Raw genomic sequence first — 15,752 nt, forward strand, 5'->3', positions numbered from 1 at the left:
GATACTTTGGGGAAGTTGGTATGGATTCGTCACAGCAGGGGCTGGTGTCGTCAGCCGTAATTGCCGGGCGCGACCCCGGAGGGGCGTTCCGGCTGCCCGCTGAGCTATCCATCATCGTTCCCACCTTCAACGAATCACGCAATGTCCCGCTGCTCGTCGAGGCGCTCCGCGCCGCGCTGGGTGATACCCGGTGGGAGGTGGTGTTCGTCGACGACAATTCTCCTGACGGCACCGCGGACCAGGCGCGAGCTCTTGCACTCGAGGATCCGCGGGTCCGCGTGGTCCACCGGTTCGACCGGCGTGGCCTCGCGTCGGCCTGTGTCGAGGGCATCCTCGCGACATCGGCTCCCTATGTCGCGGTGATGGATGGCGACATGCAACATGACGAGACGATCCTGCTCGACATGCTCGCGCGGATCCGGCGCGGCGATATCGATCTGGTCGTCGGCAGCCGCTATGTCGAGGGTGGCGGCATGGGCGACTGGAACAAGCGCCGGATCGCGATGAGCGAATTTGCGACGATGCTGGCCAACAAGCTGACCAAGACCGCGATCGGCGATCCGATGAGCGGATTCTTCATGCTGACGCGCGACGCTTTCATGGGGTCCTTGCCCGGGCTGTCGTCGGTCGGGTTCAAGATCCTGCTCGACATCGCGGCGTCGTCGCCGACGCCGCTGCGCGTTGCCGAAGTGCCGTTCACGTTTCGGACGCGGCAGCATGGCGAAAGCAAGCTCGACGGATTGGTGCTGTGGGAATATCTCCAGTTGCTGCTCGACAAGGCGTTCGGCCACGTCGTGCCGATCCGCTTCGTCAGCTTTGCGCTGGTCGGCGGGTCTGGCGTGGTGGTCCATTTCTTCGTGCTCACGGTCGTGTTGCAGATCCTGCTGGCAGTGTTCGGTACCGCGGACGAAGCGCGCTGGTTTGCCGTGGGGCAGGGCGTGGCAACGCTGGTCGCGACGTCGAGCAACTTCTTCCTCAACAACATCCTGACCTACAGTGACCAGCGCCTGAAGGGGCAGCGGCTGTGGTGGGGCTGGCTGACGTTCAACCTCGTGTGCGGGGTTGGCCTGTTCGCCAACGTCGGCATCGCGCGCTGGCTGTACCAGCGGCACAATTATCTGATCCTGTCGGCACTTGCCGGGATCGCGGTGACGACCGTGTGGAATTACTCGATGTCGTCGATCTTCACCTGGCGGAAGCGGCGCTAGGCTCTGGCGGGTTAGCGCCGGTTTCGCACCGTAGGTCAGTGGGTCGATTTTGATTGCCGCGGGCAACGATTTAACAGGGGCGAACGATGGAACGCACAAGGTTCACGTCGAAAAGTCTTGTTCCCAACGCTTACGGGGACGCGCAGATGATAGCTTCTGCTGAAATGAAACCGAACACCGCGCCAGACGTCCCGTCAGCGCTGGGCAAGGTGGCGGACTATCTAGAGACGCCAACGGCATGGTGGATCGCTTTATCGCTCATGCTAATGGGGCTGCTCCTTCCGCTGCTGCTGGTGGAGGTTCCGCCACTGACGGATTATCCCAACCACCTCGCCCGCGGGCTATTCCTGGCATTCGGCGCGGATGACCCCGCAACATCGCGCATGTTCGCACGAAATTGGCAGATCGCCCCAAACCTTGCGCTGGACATGATCCTGCCGCCGCTGCTTTTCATCATGTCGCCCCTGATCGCGGGGAAAGTGCTGCTCGCGATTGCGGCGATCCTTCCGGCGACCGGGGCCATCGCGCTCAACCAGGCATGTTTCCAACGCCGTTCCTTATGGGCGCTCGGCGTTGGCCTGGTCGTCTACAATATTCCCTTTCTGCTCGGTTTCATAAACTTCCAACTCGGGGTTGGCGTGGCGTTATGGGGTGCGGCCGCATGGATTGCGATTGGGCCGGAGCGACCCTTGGTTCGGATCGCAACAGGGGCGGTCTTCGCGCTCGTAGCGTTCTTCAGCCACCTTTTCTCGTTCGCATTCTTCGGGGTGCTGATCGGTTGCGCCGAGGCTGCCGCTATCTATCAAAGGGGCTTTACCAGTTCGGCAACTCTAACGTTTGCAATTAAACGTTTGAGTGCAGTTGCAGGCGCACTGATCCTACCCGCGGTATTATACGTCGTCTCGCCACTCGCAAGTACCGGCGGATACGTCTTTCGCAATAGCTGGGTCGAAAAGATCAAGACATTGGCGGTTCCGGTCGGCGGTTATGCCCCCAAGCAGACCTATATCATTCTTGCCGCGCTGGCTCTGATCTTAGCCATATTGATCATCAAGCGACGGCTCCGGGTAGCGCCATTGGTGTTTTTCGCGTTGCCCTTGCTTGCCGTAGTCTTTCTTCTGTTACCAACCGGGGCGAAGGGCGTCTTCTATATCGACACGCGCATTCCGGTCATGATGGGATTCCTCCTGTTTGCCGCTACGATGCCGCGCAAATCCCAAAGTCTCGAACTCGGTATTTATCTGGTGCTCACCGCCCTGTTTGTCGCTCGGATAACGCTGATCAGTCAGAACTGGCTGAGCGCGCAAAGCGACATCCAGCAAGTTCGTCTGGCCATGGCGACCGTAACCCCTGGCAGCCGTGTCCTCGCGGTCGACACGCTCTCGCGGGATGCCGAACAGGAACCCGTGCGCTTCCGGGTAATGGCGCGGAGTTACCCAGGGAATTATTGGCACTATGCGTCGTTTGCCTACATCGACCATCATGCCTTCTGGGCGGACGCTTTCACGCTTTATGGTCAGCAACCGGTCGTCGCGCTTCCGCCCTACAATCCATCGAGCAACCCTGGTGGCTTCCCTATTCAGAATTATGGGTTGCTCGCTGATCCGACAGCCACGGGTCAGACCAAGCGTCCGAGTTATCTGACTGCTTGGCCGTCGAAGTTCGACTACATCCTCGTAATGAATGCCGACCGGGACAAGACGCTCGAGCGCTTCCTGCCGGGGAAGCTATCGTTCGTATCCCGCCAGGGCTTTGCCGTCCTCCTCAAGGTGCGACGCTGACGGCGCTCGCCTTCCGCCACGCCCACTGCGGCGCGGCGCTTGTTCACCACGCCGCTACGCTTCCGGCAGCTTAGGTCAGGTCAGGTCACGTCCTCGGTCCGCGTCATCTTGAGCTTGCCGCCGACCACCGCGAACGCGAGCCGCCCCTCGACCAGATCGAGCGCATCGCGCCCGAACTGGTCGAAGCGCCAGCCCTCGAGGATCGACAACCCCTCACGCTGACCCGCCGCCAGTGCATCGAGATCGTCCGTCCGCGCCAGCAAACGCGCGGCGACGTCGATTTCCTTCGAGCGGATCTTGAGCAACAGCTTGAGCAGGTCGGCAACGAGCGCGCCGTCCTTGCCCAGACCGGGCTTGCGATCGTCGCGCGCGGGCATTTCCTCCGCATCCATCGGGGACGCATGTTCGAGCGCCGACATCAGCCGGGCACCGATGTCGTTCTGCGCCCATGACGCCGACAGCCCGCGGACCTTGGCGAGATCGGCCTGCTTGCGCGGGGCGTGCCCCGCGAGATCGGCGATCGTCTCGTCCTTGACGATCCGCCCGCGCGGCAGATCCTTCGACCGCGCCTCGATCTCGCGCCACCGCGCGAGCGCCTTGAGGCGGCCGAGCACGTCCGGCTTGCGACTCGGGATGCGGATCCGCTTCCACGCTTCCTCGGGGTCGTTGGCGTAGTTCTTGGGGTCGCCGATCCGCTCCATCTCCTGGTCGAGCCAGGCGCCGCGCCCGGTCTTGCGCAGCCGCGCGAGCATCCGCGGGAAGATGTCGGCCAGATGCGTCACGTCGCCGATCGCATATTCGATCTGGCGCGCGTCGAGCGGGCGGCGGCTCCAGTCGGTGAAGCGCGCGCCCTTGTCGATCGTCAGGCCGAGCCATGCGTCGACGAGGTTGGAATAGCCGATCTGCTCGCCCTGACCGAGCGCCATCGCGGCGACCTGCGTGTCGAACAGCGGGTAGGGGGTCTTGCCAGTGAGGTTGTAGATGATTTCGAGATCCTGCCCGCCGGCGTGGAAGACCTTGAGCACGTCGTCGTTGTTGACCATCAGCTGGAGCAGTGGCGCGAGGTCGAGCCCCGGCGCCATCGGGTCGATCGCGGCGGCCTCGTTGGTGTCGGCGATCTGGATCAGGCACAGTTCGGGCCAGAAGGTGTTCTCGCGCATGAACTCGGTATCGATGCAGACGAAGTCGGCCTCGGCCAGTCGGGTGCAGAGATTGGCGAGGGTGGCACTGTCGGTGATAAGCGGATGGATATGCATCACCCCCCCATAGCGACGGTCGCGCGCCTTGACAAAGGTGGGTGAGGGAGGGAAGCGCGGAGCATCCCTTTCACCCTTGTGGAGCGGGCGTCGTGCCCGGTTCGCGCGCGGCCCCGGCCCTGGCCGGGGTGACGCACATGAGAAGAAGAACGATGCACGCTTATCGCACGCACACCTGCGCCCAGCTGCGCGCCGCCGACGTCGGCACCTCGGTCAAGCTGTCGGGCTGGATCCACCGCAAGCGCGACCACGGCAATCTGCTGTTCGTCGACCTGCGCGACCATTACGGTATCACCCAGATCGTCACCGACAGCGATAGCCCGACGCATGCGATGCTCGACAAGGCGCGGCCCGAGTCGGTCGTGACGGTCGTGGGCGACGTCGTCGCGCGTTCGGCCGAGACGGTGAACGCCGGTCTGCCCTCGGGCGAAATCGAGCTGCGCGCGCGGGAAGTGACCGTTCAGTCGTCGGCGCACGAGCTGCCGATGCCGGTGTTCGGCGAAAACGAATATCCCGAGGATATCCGCCTGCGCTACCGCTTCCTCGACCTGCGGCGCGAGCGGTTGCATGCCAACATCCTGCTGCGCTCGAACGTCATCGCGTCGCTGCGCAAGCGGATGATCGACCAGGGGTTCACCGAATTCCAGACGCCGATCCTGACCGCGTCGTCACCCGAAGGCGCGCGCGATTATCTGGTGCCGAGCCGGGTGCATCCGGGCAAGTTCTACGCGCTGCCGCAGGCGCCGCAGATGTTCAAGCAGCTGCTTATGGTCGCCGGGTTCGATCGCTATTTCCAGATCGCGCCGTGCTTCCGCGACGAGGATGCGCGCGCCGACCGGTCGCCGGGCGAATTCTACCAGCTCGATTTCGAGATGAGCTTCGTCACGCAGGACGACGTGTTCGCGGCGATCGAGCCGGTGCTCCACGGCGTGTTCGAGCAGTTCGCCGACTGGCAGGGCAAGGGACGCACCGTCTCGCCGCTGCCGTTCAAGCGGATTCCGTACCGCGAATCGATGCTCAAGTACGGCAACGACAAGCCCGACCTTCGGAACCCGATCGTCATCACCGACGTGTCCGAGCATTTCCGCGGCTCGGGCTTCGGGCGCTTTGCGTCGATGGTCGAGGGCGGGGACGTCGTCCGTGCGCTGGCCGCGCCGAACACGCATGAGAAGTCGCGGAAATTCTTCGAGATGAACAGCTGGGCGCAGAGCGAGGGCTTCCCGGGGCTCGGCTATGCGACGCAGAAGGACGGCGTGTTCGGCGGGCCGATCGCGAACAATCACGGGCAGGAGGGCATGAAGGCGATCGCCGAGGCGCTCGGTCTGGGCCCGAACGACGGCATCTTCTTCTCGGCGGGCAAGGAAGCGTCGGCGGCGAAGCTCGCGGGGCTCGCGCGGACGCGGGTTGCCGACCAGCTTGGGCTAATCGACGATAAAAAGTTCGAATTCTGCTGGATCGTCGATTTCCCGATGTTCGAATATGACGAGGACGCCAAGAAGGTCGACTTCAGCCACAACCCCTTCTCGATGCCGCAGGGCGAGATGGAAGCGCTCGAGACGATGGACCCGCTCGATATCCTCGCCTTCCAGTACGACATCGTCTGCAACGGGATCGAGCTGTCCTCGGGCGCGATCCGGAACCACAAGCCCGAGATCATGTACAAGGCGTTCGAAATCGCGGGCTATACGCAGGCGGACGTCGACACGAACTTCGCGGGCATGATCAACGCGTTCAAGTGCGGCGCACCGCCGCACGGCGGCTCCGCACCGGGCGTCGACCGGATCGTGATGCTGCTGGCGGACGAACCCAACATCCGCGAGGTCATCACCTTCCCGATGACGCAGAAGGCCGAGGACCTGATGATGGGTGCGCCCAATTTCGCGACGCCCAAGCAGCTGAAGGAACTCAACCTCAAGGTCGTCGGTGACGGGGCGAAGGCGGCGGAAGCGGCCGGCTGAAGCCCTTCCGATCGGTCTGCGGGATCGAATCGGGGTGACGACGAGTATAGGAAGGCGGCATGATTGCCGCCTTCCCATCGACGAGGCCCGATCTGATGACGCTGCACCTTTCGGATTATGAAGGCGGCAAGAAATATTCCGGCGATTATGAAGACGATCTGGAGGCCCTGCAGGAGCGGCTAGCGCATATCCAGGTCGCGCATATCGTTCAGCGCAAGCGTGCGGTCGTGATGTTCGAAGGGTGGGACGCCGCGGGCAAGGGTGGGATCATCAAGCGGCTGTGTGCCGAATGGGATCCCCGCAACTTCGAGGTCTTCCCGATCAAGGCACCGACGCAGGACGAACAGGACCATCATTTCCTGTGGCGATTCTGGCAGAAGCTCCCCGCCTGCGGCAACATCGCGGTGTTCGACCGGAGCTGGTACGGGCGCGTGCTGGTCGAGCGTGTCGAGGGCTATGCCAGCAAGGCCGAGTGGAAGCAGGGCTTCGACGAGATCAATGCGTTCGAGGCGCAGCAGGCGAAGTCGGGAACGACGATCGTAAAGCTGTTCGTCCATGTGACCCAGAAGGAACAGGACAAGCGGCTCGAGGACCGGCTCGAATCGCCGTGGAAACGCTGGAAGACCGGGATCGACGATTATCGCAATCGCGAGAGGCGCGCCGAGTATCTCGAGGCGATGCACGACATGTTCAAGCGCACCGATACGAAGGTCGCGCCGTGGACGATCATCGACGGCAACGACAAGAAGGCGGGGCGGATCGCCGCCCTTACGATGATTGCCAAGGCGCTCGAGGCGAATGTGGACATGACGCCGCCGCCGCTGGATCCGGAGATCGAGAAGGTGGCGCGCAAGGCGCTGGGGAAATAGCGGGGGTTTGGAGCGGGGGGACGTTCGTCTGTTTCAAAATTCTTCGCTTTCCCGGCGAAGGCCGGGGGCCAAGCGTGGAACAGACGATATTCGGGCGGTGTGAATCGCTACATCCGTCCTCCCTACTGGGCCCCGGCCTGCGCCGGGGAAGTGGAAGAAGGAGGGACCGCTTTCCGCCCTGTGCGCTTGCCCGTTGCCCGCTCAGATCCACAACAACATGATCGGCACCACCGTGCCGAGCGCCAGCAAGGTCAGCGAGACACGTCGCCCGCTCTTGATCGACAAGGCGATCATGACGCCGAGCACGGTCGACGCCGCCAGCGCGATCGAGAGCAACACGACGAAGATCTTCAACGGCAGCGGCGAGGGGCGTTTTGCGTCGCTGGCAGGGCGTCTTTCCGGCTTCTCGCTGGCGACCACCGGTCCAGCTGCCTTCGGCCGCTCGGCACGTGGCGCGCGGGGCGGCCCCTGGTCCTTGTGGACGCTGGCGAGCCAGACGATCCAGGTTGGCGGCGGACCGCCATAGCCCCCCGCCTCCTGCAACCGGAAGGTCTGCAACGCGCCACTGATGGCGAACAGCAGGATCATCGGCGCGAAGAACAGCCCCAGATACATGTGGTATCGCCGCAGGGCGCGCAGGGTGTTTGGTCTCATTGCGGGAGGGTACGGCCGGAACAGTCGACAGGCAACGGCTCTCCGTCAGGCGGCAGCGAAGCCCTCATCCTCACCCATGACGTGCAGCACGCCATCCGCGATCGCGAAATAGGCGCCCCGGAGCGACAGCGTACCGGCGGCTTCCGCTGCCTGCACGAACGGGAAGGTTCGCAGGTTCGCGAGGCTGACGCGTACCGTCTCCAGCTCCAGCGCACGAACCGCCTCGGGTCCGGTGCCATGCTCGGCGACGATCCGATCGCGGGCTTCGCCGAGGATGTCGATCCAATGCGCGATGAAGCCGCCTTCGCCCGGCTCCTTGCCGTCGAACACCTCGGTCAGCGCGGCACCGACGCCGCCGCACGAGGCGTGGCCCATCACGACGATCTCGGACACCTTGAGCTGAGTCACTGCGAATTCGAGGGCCGCCGAAACACCGTGGCGCGACCCGTCGCGCTCGAACGGCGGGACGAGGTTGGCAACGTTGCGGACGACGAAGATCTCGCCCGGCGACGTATCGAAGATCTGCGCCGGGTCGACCCGGCTGTCCGAGCAGGCGATCACCATCACCTTCGGGCTTTGCCCCTTGGACAATTCGGACCAACGATCGCGCTGACGCGCCCAGTCGGAGTCGCGGAAGCGGTGATACCCGCCGACGAGTTCGGAAAAATCAGCCATGACCGCTTTTTATCGCAGGCATGCAGGGGGTGGCAAGGCCCGCAAGCAATCGCTATCTGCCACCCATGACCGAGAACTCCCCGCTCGCACCCCAGTTGCTCTCAGAGTCGCCGGCCCGCCCGGCCCGTGAACGCAAGCCCGACTGGATCCGCGTCAAGGCCCCCGGCGGCACCGCCTTCGCCGAGACAAAGGCGCTGATGCGCCGCCTCAACCTCGCCACCGTGTGCGAGGAAGCGGCGTGCCCCAATATCGGCGAGTGCTGGACCAAGAAACACGCGACGGTGATGATCCTCGGCGACACCTGCACGCGCGCGTGCGCGTTCTGCAACGTCAAGACCGGCATGCCGCGCGCGGTCGACGCGCTCGAGCCGCAGCATACCGCTGACGCTGCCGCCGAGCTCGGCCTCGAGCATATCGTCATCACCTCGGTCGATCGCGACGATCTGCCGGACGGTGGCGCGTCGCAATTCGTCAAGGTGATCGAGGCGCTGCGCCGCACCACGCCGAATACGACGATCGAGATCCTGACCCCCGATTTCCGCAACAAGACGCAGGCTGCGGTCGAGTCGATCGTCGCGGCGCGGCCGGATGTGTACAACCACAACCTAGAGACGGTGCCGCGGCTGTACCCGACGATCCGTCCCGGTGCGCGCTATTACGCGTCGCTGCGGCTGCTCGAATCGGTCAAGCGGCACGATCCGTCGATCTTCACCAAGTCGGGCGTGATGCTCGGGCTCGGCGAGGAACGGCTCGAGGTGCATCAGGTGATGGACGACATGCGCTCGGCCGACATCGATTTCCTGACGATGGGGCAATATCTCCAGCCGACCCCGCGCCACACCAAGGTGATGGACTTTGTCAAGCCGCAGACGTTCGACGCCTTCGCCGCGATCGCACGCGCGAAGGGCTTCCTGCTCGTCGCGAGTTCGCCGCTGACGCGGTCGAGCTACCATGCCGGAGACGACTTTGCCCGCCTGCGCGCCGCGCGGGAGCTTAAGCTGGCCCGCGCCTGAGATGCCGCGTCATTCCGAAACGCGGCATCTGCCGTACACGCCCGAGCAGATGTTCGACATGGTCGCGGACGTCGGCCGCTATCCCGAGTTCCTGCCGTGGGTCTCGCAGATCCGCGTGCGGTCGCGCAGCGAGACGCAACTGGTCGCGGACATGATCGTCGGGTTCAAGGGACTGCGCGAGACGTTCACGTCGAAGGTCGAGATGGTGCGGCCAGACCGCATCCACGTCGACTATCTCGATGGCCCGCTCAAATATCTGCGTAACGAATGGCTGTTCCGGCCCGAGCCGCAGGGGTGTGCGGTCGATTTCACGGTCGACTTCGCGTTCAAGAACCGCGTGTTCGAGATGCTCGCGGGACAGGTGTTCGGCACCGCGCTGCGCAAGATGATCGGCGCGTTCGAGGATCGCGCCAAGGTGCTTTACGGCGCGTCGTCACCGTCGCTCGGCGGCAGCAGCAGTTCGAGCGCGCACAGCGCGGCCTGAAGCCGGACGCCGCCGCGACCGAGATCGCCGAAGTCCTTGCGGTCCGCTACGACATTGCCGGGATCGGCCCCGCGCTCGGCGCGTGCGAAGACGACGGTGCCGACCGGCTTCTTCTCGGAGCCACCGCCGGGCCCCGCCACGCCGGTGATCGCCACAGCGATGTCAGCGCCGCTCGCCTCGAGCGCACCCTGCGCCATGCTCCAGGCGGTTGCGACCGATACGGCGCCGAACGTCTCGATCACGTCCGCGCTCACGCGCAGCATCGAGAGCTTGGCGTCGTTGGAATAGGTGACGAAGCCGCATTCGAACATCTCGGACGATCCCGGGATTTCGGTCAGCGCCGCCGCGACCAGACCGCCGGTGCAGCTCTCGGCCAGCGCAACGCGCCGCCCGACCGCGAGGTTGGCCTCGACCACCTTGCGTGCCGCTTCGACGAGTTCGGTAGGAAGGATCGTGTCCATCGTCATTTCGCCGTTTCAAAACAGACGGGCAGGTCGATCTTCTCGCCCCTGCGCGCCTTGGCCTGGATCGTGAGCAGCAGAATCTGCGCCGCGACGTCCGCCGTGTTGCGCGGCGGAAGCGGGGCGAGCGCAGTGTAGATCCGTTCGATCGACGTGCAATCACGGACATTGATCGTCTTGGTCACCTGCGCGACCAGGATGGTGGTCAACAGCGGCCGGACGAGATCCGAGTCGAGCATCGCGGTCCCCTCGACCCCGCCGATCTTGCCGATCACGCGCTTCGCCTGCGGCCAGACGCGATCGGCCTCGCTGCGGTAGCGCGTCAGGAGCGCGCCATTGGTCTGGCGGATCGCGGCAGTCGCCGGGAGCACGCGCGCACAGACCTGCCCCGCTGCGCCGATCGCCTCGGGGAGGACGACCTGCGCGAGATCGGTCACTTCCGAGGCGGTCAGGCAGGCGCCCGGCTGCGCCTGCGCCGCGCTGCTCGCGGTGGCGGCGAGCGCCAGCCACGTCGCCACGATCGCCCGCATCCTCATGCCGTCCGATCCTCCGGGACCCGCACCGTTGCCGCCGCCTGCGCCGCGATTCCTTCGCCGCGCCCGGTGAAGCCGAGCCGTTCGGTGGTGGTTGCCTTGATACTGACCTGGCCGGGCTTGAGCCGCAACAGGTCCGCGATCCGGTCGCGCATCGCGGTGCGGTGCGGGCCGACCTTGGGTTCCTCACAGATCAGCGTCAGGTCGATGAAGTCGATGATGCCGCCCTGGTCGGTGATGAGGCTCGCGGCATGCTGGAGGAACTGCGCCGAATCCGCACCGCGCCACTGCGGATCGCTCGGCGGGAAGTGCGTGCCGATGTCGCCTGCCGCAATTGTGCCGAGCAGCGCGTCGGTGATCGCGTGGAGCGCGACGTCGGCGTCGCTATGTCCGGACAGGCCCTTGTCGTGCGGGATCAGCACGCCGCCAAGCCACAATTCCTCGCCGACCTCGAGCCGGTGGACGTCGAAGCCGGTCGCCATGCGGGTGCGCAGCGTGGTTTCGAGGCGCGCCTCGGCGGCGGCGAAATCGGCGGGGTGTGTGATCTTCTCGAGCATGGGATCTCCTTGGACCAAGGCGACGGTGCCACCCGCGAGGCGGACCATCTGGGCATCATCGGTGGGTTCGTCCCCGCGCCAGCCGCGGTGCGCGGCGAGCACGACCGGATAACGGAACGCCTGTGGGGTCTGGATACGGTGCAACCCGTCGCGCGCCACCGTACCGCCGAGCAGCGTGCCGCTGAGCGCAGTATCGCGCGCGAGCGTGTCGGCGACGGGGAGGGCGGGGACCGCGCCGTCGCGCGTGTCGAGCGCGGCGAGCAGCGCGTCGATGACGGTCGCGCTCAGGAACGGGCGGGCGGCGTCGTGGATCAGGACGTGGTCGGTCTGGCTGGTGAGCGCTTCGAGCCCGGCCAGCACCGAGCGCCGCCGCGTCGACCCGCCGATGACGAACTCGACGTCGCCAAGCGCGTCGTTCAACGCCGCTTCCTGTCCAGCGCCGATCACCACGATCACGCGGTCGATCGCGGGGTGCCTCCGCAAGGCTTCATAACTGTGCGCCAGGATCGCGCGTCCACCGAGCGGCATATATTGCTTGGGGACCGCACTTCCCGAGCGTGCGCCAGTCCCGGCGGCAACGATGATGGCGGCATTTGTGGTCGATGACATGCGGCGCGCCTAGCCCATGCCGCGCCGTCCCGCCAGCCTTGCCGCGCCGCGTCGTCCCGGCTATAGACTGCCCGTTTTTAAGGCACATGCCTTCCCCCCGAAAGATCAGGCTCCCGTGACCCCGCGCACGCTTTCCCCCTTGCAGATCGGCCCCGTGACGATCGCTTCCCCGGTCATCCTCGCGCCGATGACCGGCGTCACCGACATGCCGTTCCGCACGCTGGTGCGGCGCTACGGCTCGGGCCTCAACGTGACCGAGATGGTCGCGAGCCAGGCCGCGATCCGCGAGACGCGCCAGTCGATCCAGAAGGCCGCGTGGCATCCGATCGAGGATCCGGTGTCGATGCAACTCGTCGGCTGTACCCCGTTCGAGATGGGCGAGGCCGCCAAGCTGAGCGAGGATCGCGGTGCCGCGATCGTCGACATCAACATGGGGTGCCCGGTCCGCAAGGTGACTAACGGCGACGCGGGTTCCGCACTGATGCGCGACCTCGATCTCGCGGCGGCGATCATCAAGGGCGTGGTCGATGCGGTATCGGTGCCCGTCACGCTCAAGATGCGGATGGGATGGGACCTCGACCGCCTCAACGCGCCCGAACTCGCGAAGATCGCGCAGGATCTCGGGTGCAAGCTGGTCACGGTCCACGGCCGCACGCGTAATCAGATGTACAAGGGCAATGCCGACTGGGCGTTCATCCGTCGGGTCAAGGACGCGGTGACGATCCCGGTGATCGCCAATGGCGACATCTGTTCGATCGAGGATGCCGAGACCGCGCTCGAGCAATCGGGGGCTAATGGCGTGATGATCGGGCGGGGGGCGTACGGTCGCCCGTGGCTGCTCGGGCAAGTGATGGAGTGGTTCGCGTACGGGCGGCGGCGGGAGGATCCTTCGCTCGAGGAACAATATACCGTTATTGCAGAACATTACGATGCGATGCTGACGCATTATGGCACCGAGACCGGGGTCAATATGGCGCGCAAGCACATCGGCTGGTACACCCGCGGGCTCCACGGCTCGGCCGAGTTCCGCAACAAGGTCAACCAGATCCCCGACCCGAAGGTGGTGCAGGCGATGCTCGCCGAATTCTACGCCCCGTGGCGCAGCCGCGCCGCCGCGTGACGGGCGCAGGGGCGGGGCCCGGCTTCGCTGAACTGTTCGCCGCGCTGCCGGTCGCGGTGCTGGTGGTCGACCCCGAGTCGCGGATCGTCCAAGCCAATGCCGAATGCGAAACGCTGCTCAACCTGTCCGAGCGCGCGATGCTGGGGCAACCGCTCGCGGCGGTGATGCAGGATCCGGGGGTCGATTATCCGCGCGACAATCACGGCCTGTCGGCGTTCGACACCGAGATCGCGCTGGCCCGCGGCGGCAGCGTGCGGGTCGATTATGTCGAGACGCTGATCGCGGATCACCCCGGCTGGCGGACGATCACGCTCCACCATGCCGCAAACTCACGGCGGCTCGGCCACAGCGCGGACCGTGCGGCAGCGGCGCGTGCCGCGATCGGCGCGGCGGCGATGCTCGCGCACGAGATCAAGAACCCGCTGTCCGGCATCCGGGGGGCGGCGCAGCTCCTGTCCAAGGGCAAGGGCGCGGCCGAGCTGACCACGCTGATCACGACCGAAGTCGACCGCGTCGCCGCGCTGATCGACCGGATGCAGGATTTTACCGACACCCGCCCGCTCCATCTCGCGGCCGAAAACGTCTATCCGCTGCTCGATCATGCCCGGCGCGTCGCGCTCGCCGGGTTCGCGCAGCAAGTGAAGATCGAGGAACGCTTCGATCCGTCGCTCCCGACCGCACAACTCGACCGCGATTCGATCCTGCAGGTCGTGCTCAACCTGCTCAAGAATGCATGCGAGGCGATGCGCGGGCAGGCGGACGCGCGGATCACGCTCGCCACTGCCTACCGCCACGGCATGGCGATCGCGCCCGGCCCCGGGCGTCCGCGTCAGCCGCTCCCGATCGAGATCTGCGTGATCGACAACGGCCCCGGCGCGCCCGCCGATATCGCGGACCACCTGTTCGACCCGTTCATCTCGGGCAAGCCCGAGGGGCAGGGGCTCGGCCTCGCGCTGGTCGACAAGCTGGTCCGCGACATGGGTGGGATCGTCCAATATGCGCGCGAGGGAACCCCGCCGATGACCGTCTTCCGCATCATGCTCCCGCGCGGCACCGCGTGACCCGCACCGGCCGGATCCTCGTGGTGGACGACGACGCGGCGATCCGCACGGTCGTCGGGCAGGCGCTGAAACGGGACGGCCACCGGGTCACGACCGCGGCGACGATTGCCGAGGCCGAAGTGCAGCTTGCCGGACGCGCCCCCGACGTCCTCGTTACCGATGTCGTCCTACCCGACGGCAACGGGCTCGATCTGGTCGAACGCGTCGTCGCGAGCCATCCGGGGCTGCCCGTCATCGTCCTGTCCGCGCAAAACACGCTGACCACTGCGGTGCGATCGACCGAGGTCGGCGCGTTCGATTATCTGCCCAAGCCGTTCGACCTCGATGCGCTGTCGCAAAGCGTCCAGAGCGCGCTCGCGCGGGGATCGGGCGGGGTGTTCGAACCGAGCGATGCGGACGAGACCCTCCCGCTGATCGGGCGGTCACCGGCGATGCAGGACGTCTATCGGATCATCGCGCGGGTCGTGTCGAACGACCTGACGGTCCTGGTGTCGGGCGAGTCGGGGACGGGCAAGGAACTGGTCGCGCGCGCGATCCATGATCTCGGCCCGCGCCGGCGCGCGCCGTTCCTCGCGCTTAACATGGCAGCAATCCCGCGCGAGCTGATCGAGGCGGAGCTGTTCGGCCATGAACGCGGTGCGTTCACCGGAGCGCAGGCGCGGTCGGCCGGTCGGTTCGAGCAGGCAGCGGGGGGAACGCTGTTCCTGGACGAGATCGGCGACATGCCGATGGAAGCGCAGACCCGGCTGCTCCGCGTCCTGCAGTCGGGCGAATTCACGACGGTCGGCGGTGCGCGGACGATCCGCGCCGACGTCCGGATCGTCGCCGCGACCAATCGCGATCTTGCCCAGCTTGTCGCCAACGGGCAGTTTCGCGAGGACCTGTTCTACCGGCTCAACGTCGTTCCCGTGACCTTGCCCGCGCTGCGCGCGCGGCGGCAGGATATCGCGCTGCTGGCGCGGCACTTCCTCGACCGTGCGGTTGAAGACGGGTTGCCGCGCAAGCAGTTGACGACGGATGCTCTGGCCGTGCTGGAAATGCATGACTGGCCGGGCAACGTCCGCGAGCTCGAGAACATGATGCGCCGCATGTCGGTGCTGGCGCGTGACGAACGGATCGACGGCGGCGAAGTGCGCGCGATGCTGGGGGGCGTAGCGCCGCCCCGCCCGGTCGGCGATGCCGGGATCGAGGCCGCGATCCACGCCCGGATCGCGCGACTGGCGATCGAGGAGCCTGCGGCGCTCGACGATGGCACACTGTACGACCGCATCATCGGCGAGGTCGAGCGTCCGCTGATCGAAGCGTTGCTGGCGCGCCACGGCAATAACCAGCTGCGCGCCGCCCGTGCGCTCGGAATTAACCGCAACACTTTGCGTAAGCGACTGGATGTGCTGGGGATTGAACCCTAAGCTGCGATCGGTCGGATCGGCAATCCGATGGACCGAGACAAATACTGTGTTTTCTTAGCCACAATAGCGTTGTAGCAATGTCACGATGGAAGGCAGTACGCCCC

General features: G+C 65.6%; 15 protein-coding genes. 9 read left to right on the forward strand and 6 right to left on the reverse strand.

The genetic code is table 11. The features are described from left to right. Nucleotides 1-20 precede the first annotated feature (20 nt). Together RH91_RS15335 and RH91_RS15340 are read left to right on the forward strand one after the other, a co-directional pair. Complete coding sequence (locus RH91_RS15335) at nt 21-1,208, forward strand: glycosyltransferase (RefSeq protein WP_010163804.1); 1,188 nt, start codon at nt 21-23, stop codon at nt 1,206-1,208. A gap of 164 nt (nt 1,209-1,372) precedes the next feature. Continuing rightward, complete coding sequence (locus RH91_RS15340; protein WP_157136953.1) at nt 1,373-2,989, forward strand: hypothetical protein; 1,617 nt, start codon at nt 1,373-1,375, stop codon at nt 2,987-2,989. A gap of 80 nt (nt 2,990-3,069) precedes the next feature. Here the strand turns inward: RH91_RS15340 and rnd are convergent, their stop codons facing one another. After that, the gene (gene rnd, locus RH91_RS15345; protein WP_010163808.1) at nt 3,070-4,245 is read right to left on the reverse strand and encodes a ribonuclease D; all 1,176 of its coding nucleotides are present in this window, start codon (nt 4,243-4,245) and stop codon (nt 3,070-3,072) included. Between the two features lie 152 nt (nt 4,246-4,397). Between rnd and aspS the strand changes: the two genes are divergently transcribed. Continuing rightward, entirely contained in the window at nt 4,398-6,203 is a 1,806-nt protein-coding gene (gene aspS / locus RH91_RS15350) for an aspartate--tRNA ligase (RefSeq protein WP_010163809.1), read from the forward strand. 95 nt (nt 6,204-6,298) lie between these two features. Continuing rightward, nucleotides 6,299-7,072, forward strand: a complete 774-nt coding sequence (locus tag RH91_RS15355; RefSeq protein WP_010163810.1) for a polyphosphate kinase 2 family protein — start codon at nt 6,299-6,301, stop codon at nt 7,070-7,072. A gap of 201 nt (nt 7,073-7,273) precedes the next feature. Here the strand turns inward: RH91_RS15355 and RH91_RS15360 are convergent, their stop codons facing one another. Together RH91_RS15360 and RH91_RS15365 are read right to left on the reverse strand one after the other, a co-directional pair. Next, entirely contained in the window at nt 7,274-7,726 is a 453-nt protein-coding gene (locus RH91_RS15360; RefSeq protein ID WP_232283529.1) for a hypothetical protein, read from the reverse strand. Nucleotides 7,727-7,771: 45 nt separating this feature from the next. Then, nucleotides 7,772-8,401, reverse strand: a complete 630-nt coding sequence (locus RH91_RS15365) for a carbonic anhydrase (RefSeq protein WP_010163812.1) — start codon at nt 8,399-8,401, stop codon at nt 7,772-7,774. 65 nt (nt 8,402-8,466) lie between these two features. Here RH91_RS15365 and lipA point away from each other — a divergent pair, with 65 nt between their 5' ends. Further along, nucleotides 8,467-9,414, forward strand: a complete 948-nt coding sequence (gene lipA / locus RH91_RS15370) for a lipoyl synthase (RefSeq protein ID WP_010163813.1) — start codon at nt 8,467-8,469, stop codon at nt 9,412-9,414. Nucleotide 9,415: 1 nt separating this feature from the next. Continuing rightward, a complete protein-coding gene (locus RH91_RS15375) occupies nt 9,416-9,898 on the forward strand; it encodes a type II toxin-antitoxin system RatA family toxin (RefSeq protein ID WP_010163814.1) in 483 nt (160 codons plus the stop codon). On the opposite strand, the gene RH91_RS15380 is transcribed toward RH91_RS15375, so the two are convergent. From RH91_RS15380 to RH91_RS15390, 3 genes are read right to left on the reverse strand one after another with little or no spacing between them, the layout of a single operon-like run. After that, nucleotides 9,835-10,359: a CinA family protein gene (locus RH91_RS15380; RefSeq protein ID WP_442852547.1), complete on the reverse strand. Its 525-nt coding sequence runs from the start codon at nt 10,357-10,359 to the stop codon at nt 9,835-9,837. The genes RH91_RS15375 and RH91_RS15380 overlap by 64 nt on opposite strands. A 2-nt stretch (nt 10,360-10,361) precedes the next feature. Further along, nucleotides 10,362-10,895, reverse strand: coding sequence for a hypothetical protein (locus RH91_RS15385; RefSeq protein ID WP_010163817.1), 534 nt, complete (start codon nt 10,893-10,895; stop codon nt 10,362-10,364). Next, on the reverse strand, nt 10,892-12,058 hold the full coding sequence (locus RH91_RS15390; protein ID WP_010163818.1) for a bifunctional 2-C-methyl-D-erythritol 4-phosphate cytidylyltransferase/2-C-methyl-D-erythritol 2,4-cyclodiphosphate synthase: 1,167 nt from the start codon (nt 12,056-12,058) through the stop codon (nt 10,892-10,894). The genes RH91_RS15385 and RH91_RS15390 overlap by 4 nt, the downstream gene beginning before the upstream one ends. Before the next feature lie 115 nt (nt 12,059-12,173). Here RH91_RS15390 and dusB point away from each other — a divergent pair, with 115 nt between their 5' ends. Genes dusB through ntrC form a run of 3 tightly spaced genes read left to right on the forward strand, consistent with a single transcriptional unit; the run spans nt 12,174 to nt 15,648 of the window. Further along, entirely contained in the window at nt 12,174-13,178 is a 1,005-nt protein-coding gene (gene dusB / locus RH91_RS15395; RefSeq protein ID WP_029623936.1) for a tRNA dihydrouridine synthase DusB, read from the forward strand. After that, nucleotides 13,154-14,239 carry a two-component system sensor histidine kinase NtrB gene (locus RH91_RS15400; RefSeq protein ID WP_010163820.1) on the forward strand — a complete coding sequence of 362 codons (1,086 nt, stop codon included), beginning with the start codon at nt 13,154-13,156 and terminating at the stop codon, nt 14,237-14,239. The genes dusB and RH91_RS15400 overlap by 25 nt, the downstream gene beginning before the upstream one ends. Continuing rightward, nucleotides 14,236-15,648, forward strand: coding sequence for a nitrogen regulation protein NR(I) (gene ntrC / locus RH91_RS15405; RefSeq protein ID WP_010163821.1), 1,413 nt, complete (start codon nt 14,236-14,238; stop codon nt 15,646-15,648). The genes RH91_RS15400 and ntrC overlap by 4 nt, the downstream gene beginning before the upstream one ends. Nucleotides 15,649-15,752 lie beyond the last annotated feature (104 nt).

The organism is Sphingomonas sp. PAMC 26617 (genome assembly GCF_000242835.1).
Classification (GTDB): domain Bacteria; phylum Pseudomonadota; class Alphaproteobacteria; order Sphingomonadales; family Sphingomonadaceae; genus Sphingomonas.

Coding starts and splice junctions, on each gene's coding strand:
- RH91_RS15390 (WP_010163818.1), bottom strand. CDS start 12,058: ATGTCATCGACCACAAATGCCGCCATCATCGTTGCCGCCGGGACTGGC.
- rnd (WP_010163808.1), bottom strand. CDS start 4,245: ATGCATATCCATCCGCTTATCACCGACAGTGCCACCCTCGCCAATCTC.
- RH91_RS15365 (WP_010163812.1), bottom strand. CDS start 8,401: ATGGCTGATTTTTCCGAACTCGTCGGCGGGTATCACCGCTTCCGCGAC.
- lipA (WP_010163813.1), top strand. CDS start 8,467: ATGACCGAGAACTCCCCGCTCGCACCCCAGTTGCTCTCAGAGTCGCCG.
- RH91_RS15355 (WP_010163810.1), top strand. CDS start 6,299: ATGACGCTGCACCTTTCGGATTATGAAGGCGGCAAGAAATATTCCGGC.
- RH91_RS15375 (WP_010163814.1), top strand. CDS start 9,416: ATGCCGCGTCATTCCGAAACGCGGCATCTGCCGTACACGCCCGAGCAG.
- RH91_RS15340 (WP_157136953.1), top strand. CDS start 1,373: ATGAAACCGAACACCGCGCCAGACGTCCCGTCAGCGCTGGGCAAGGTG.
- RH91_RS15380 (WP_442852547.1), bottom strand. CDS start 10,359: ATGGACACGATCCTTCCTACCGAACTCGTCGAAGCGGCACGCAAGGTG.
- RH91_RS15385 (WP_010163817.1), bottom strand. CDS start 10,895: ATGAGGATGCGGGCGATCGTGGCGACGTGGCTGGCGCTCGCCGCCACC.
- RH91_RS15360 (WP_232283529.1), bottom strand. CDS start 7,726: ATGAGACCAAACACCCTGCGCGCCCTGCGGCGATACCACATGTATCTG.
- aspS (WP_010163809.1), top strand. CDS start 4,398: ATGCACGCTTATCGCACGCACACCTGCGCCCAGCTGCGCGCCGCCGAC.
- RH91_RS15335 (WP_010163804.1), top strand. CDS start 21: ATGGATTCGTCACAGCAGGGGCTGGTGTCGTCAGCCGTAATTGCCGGG.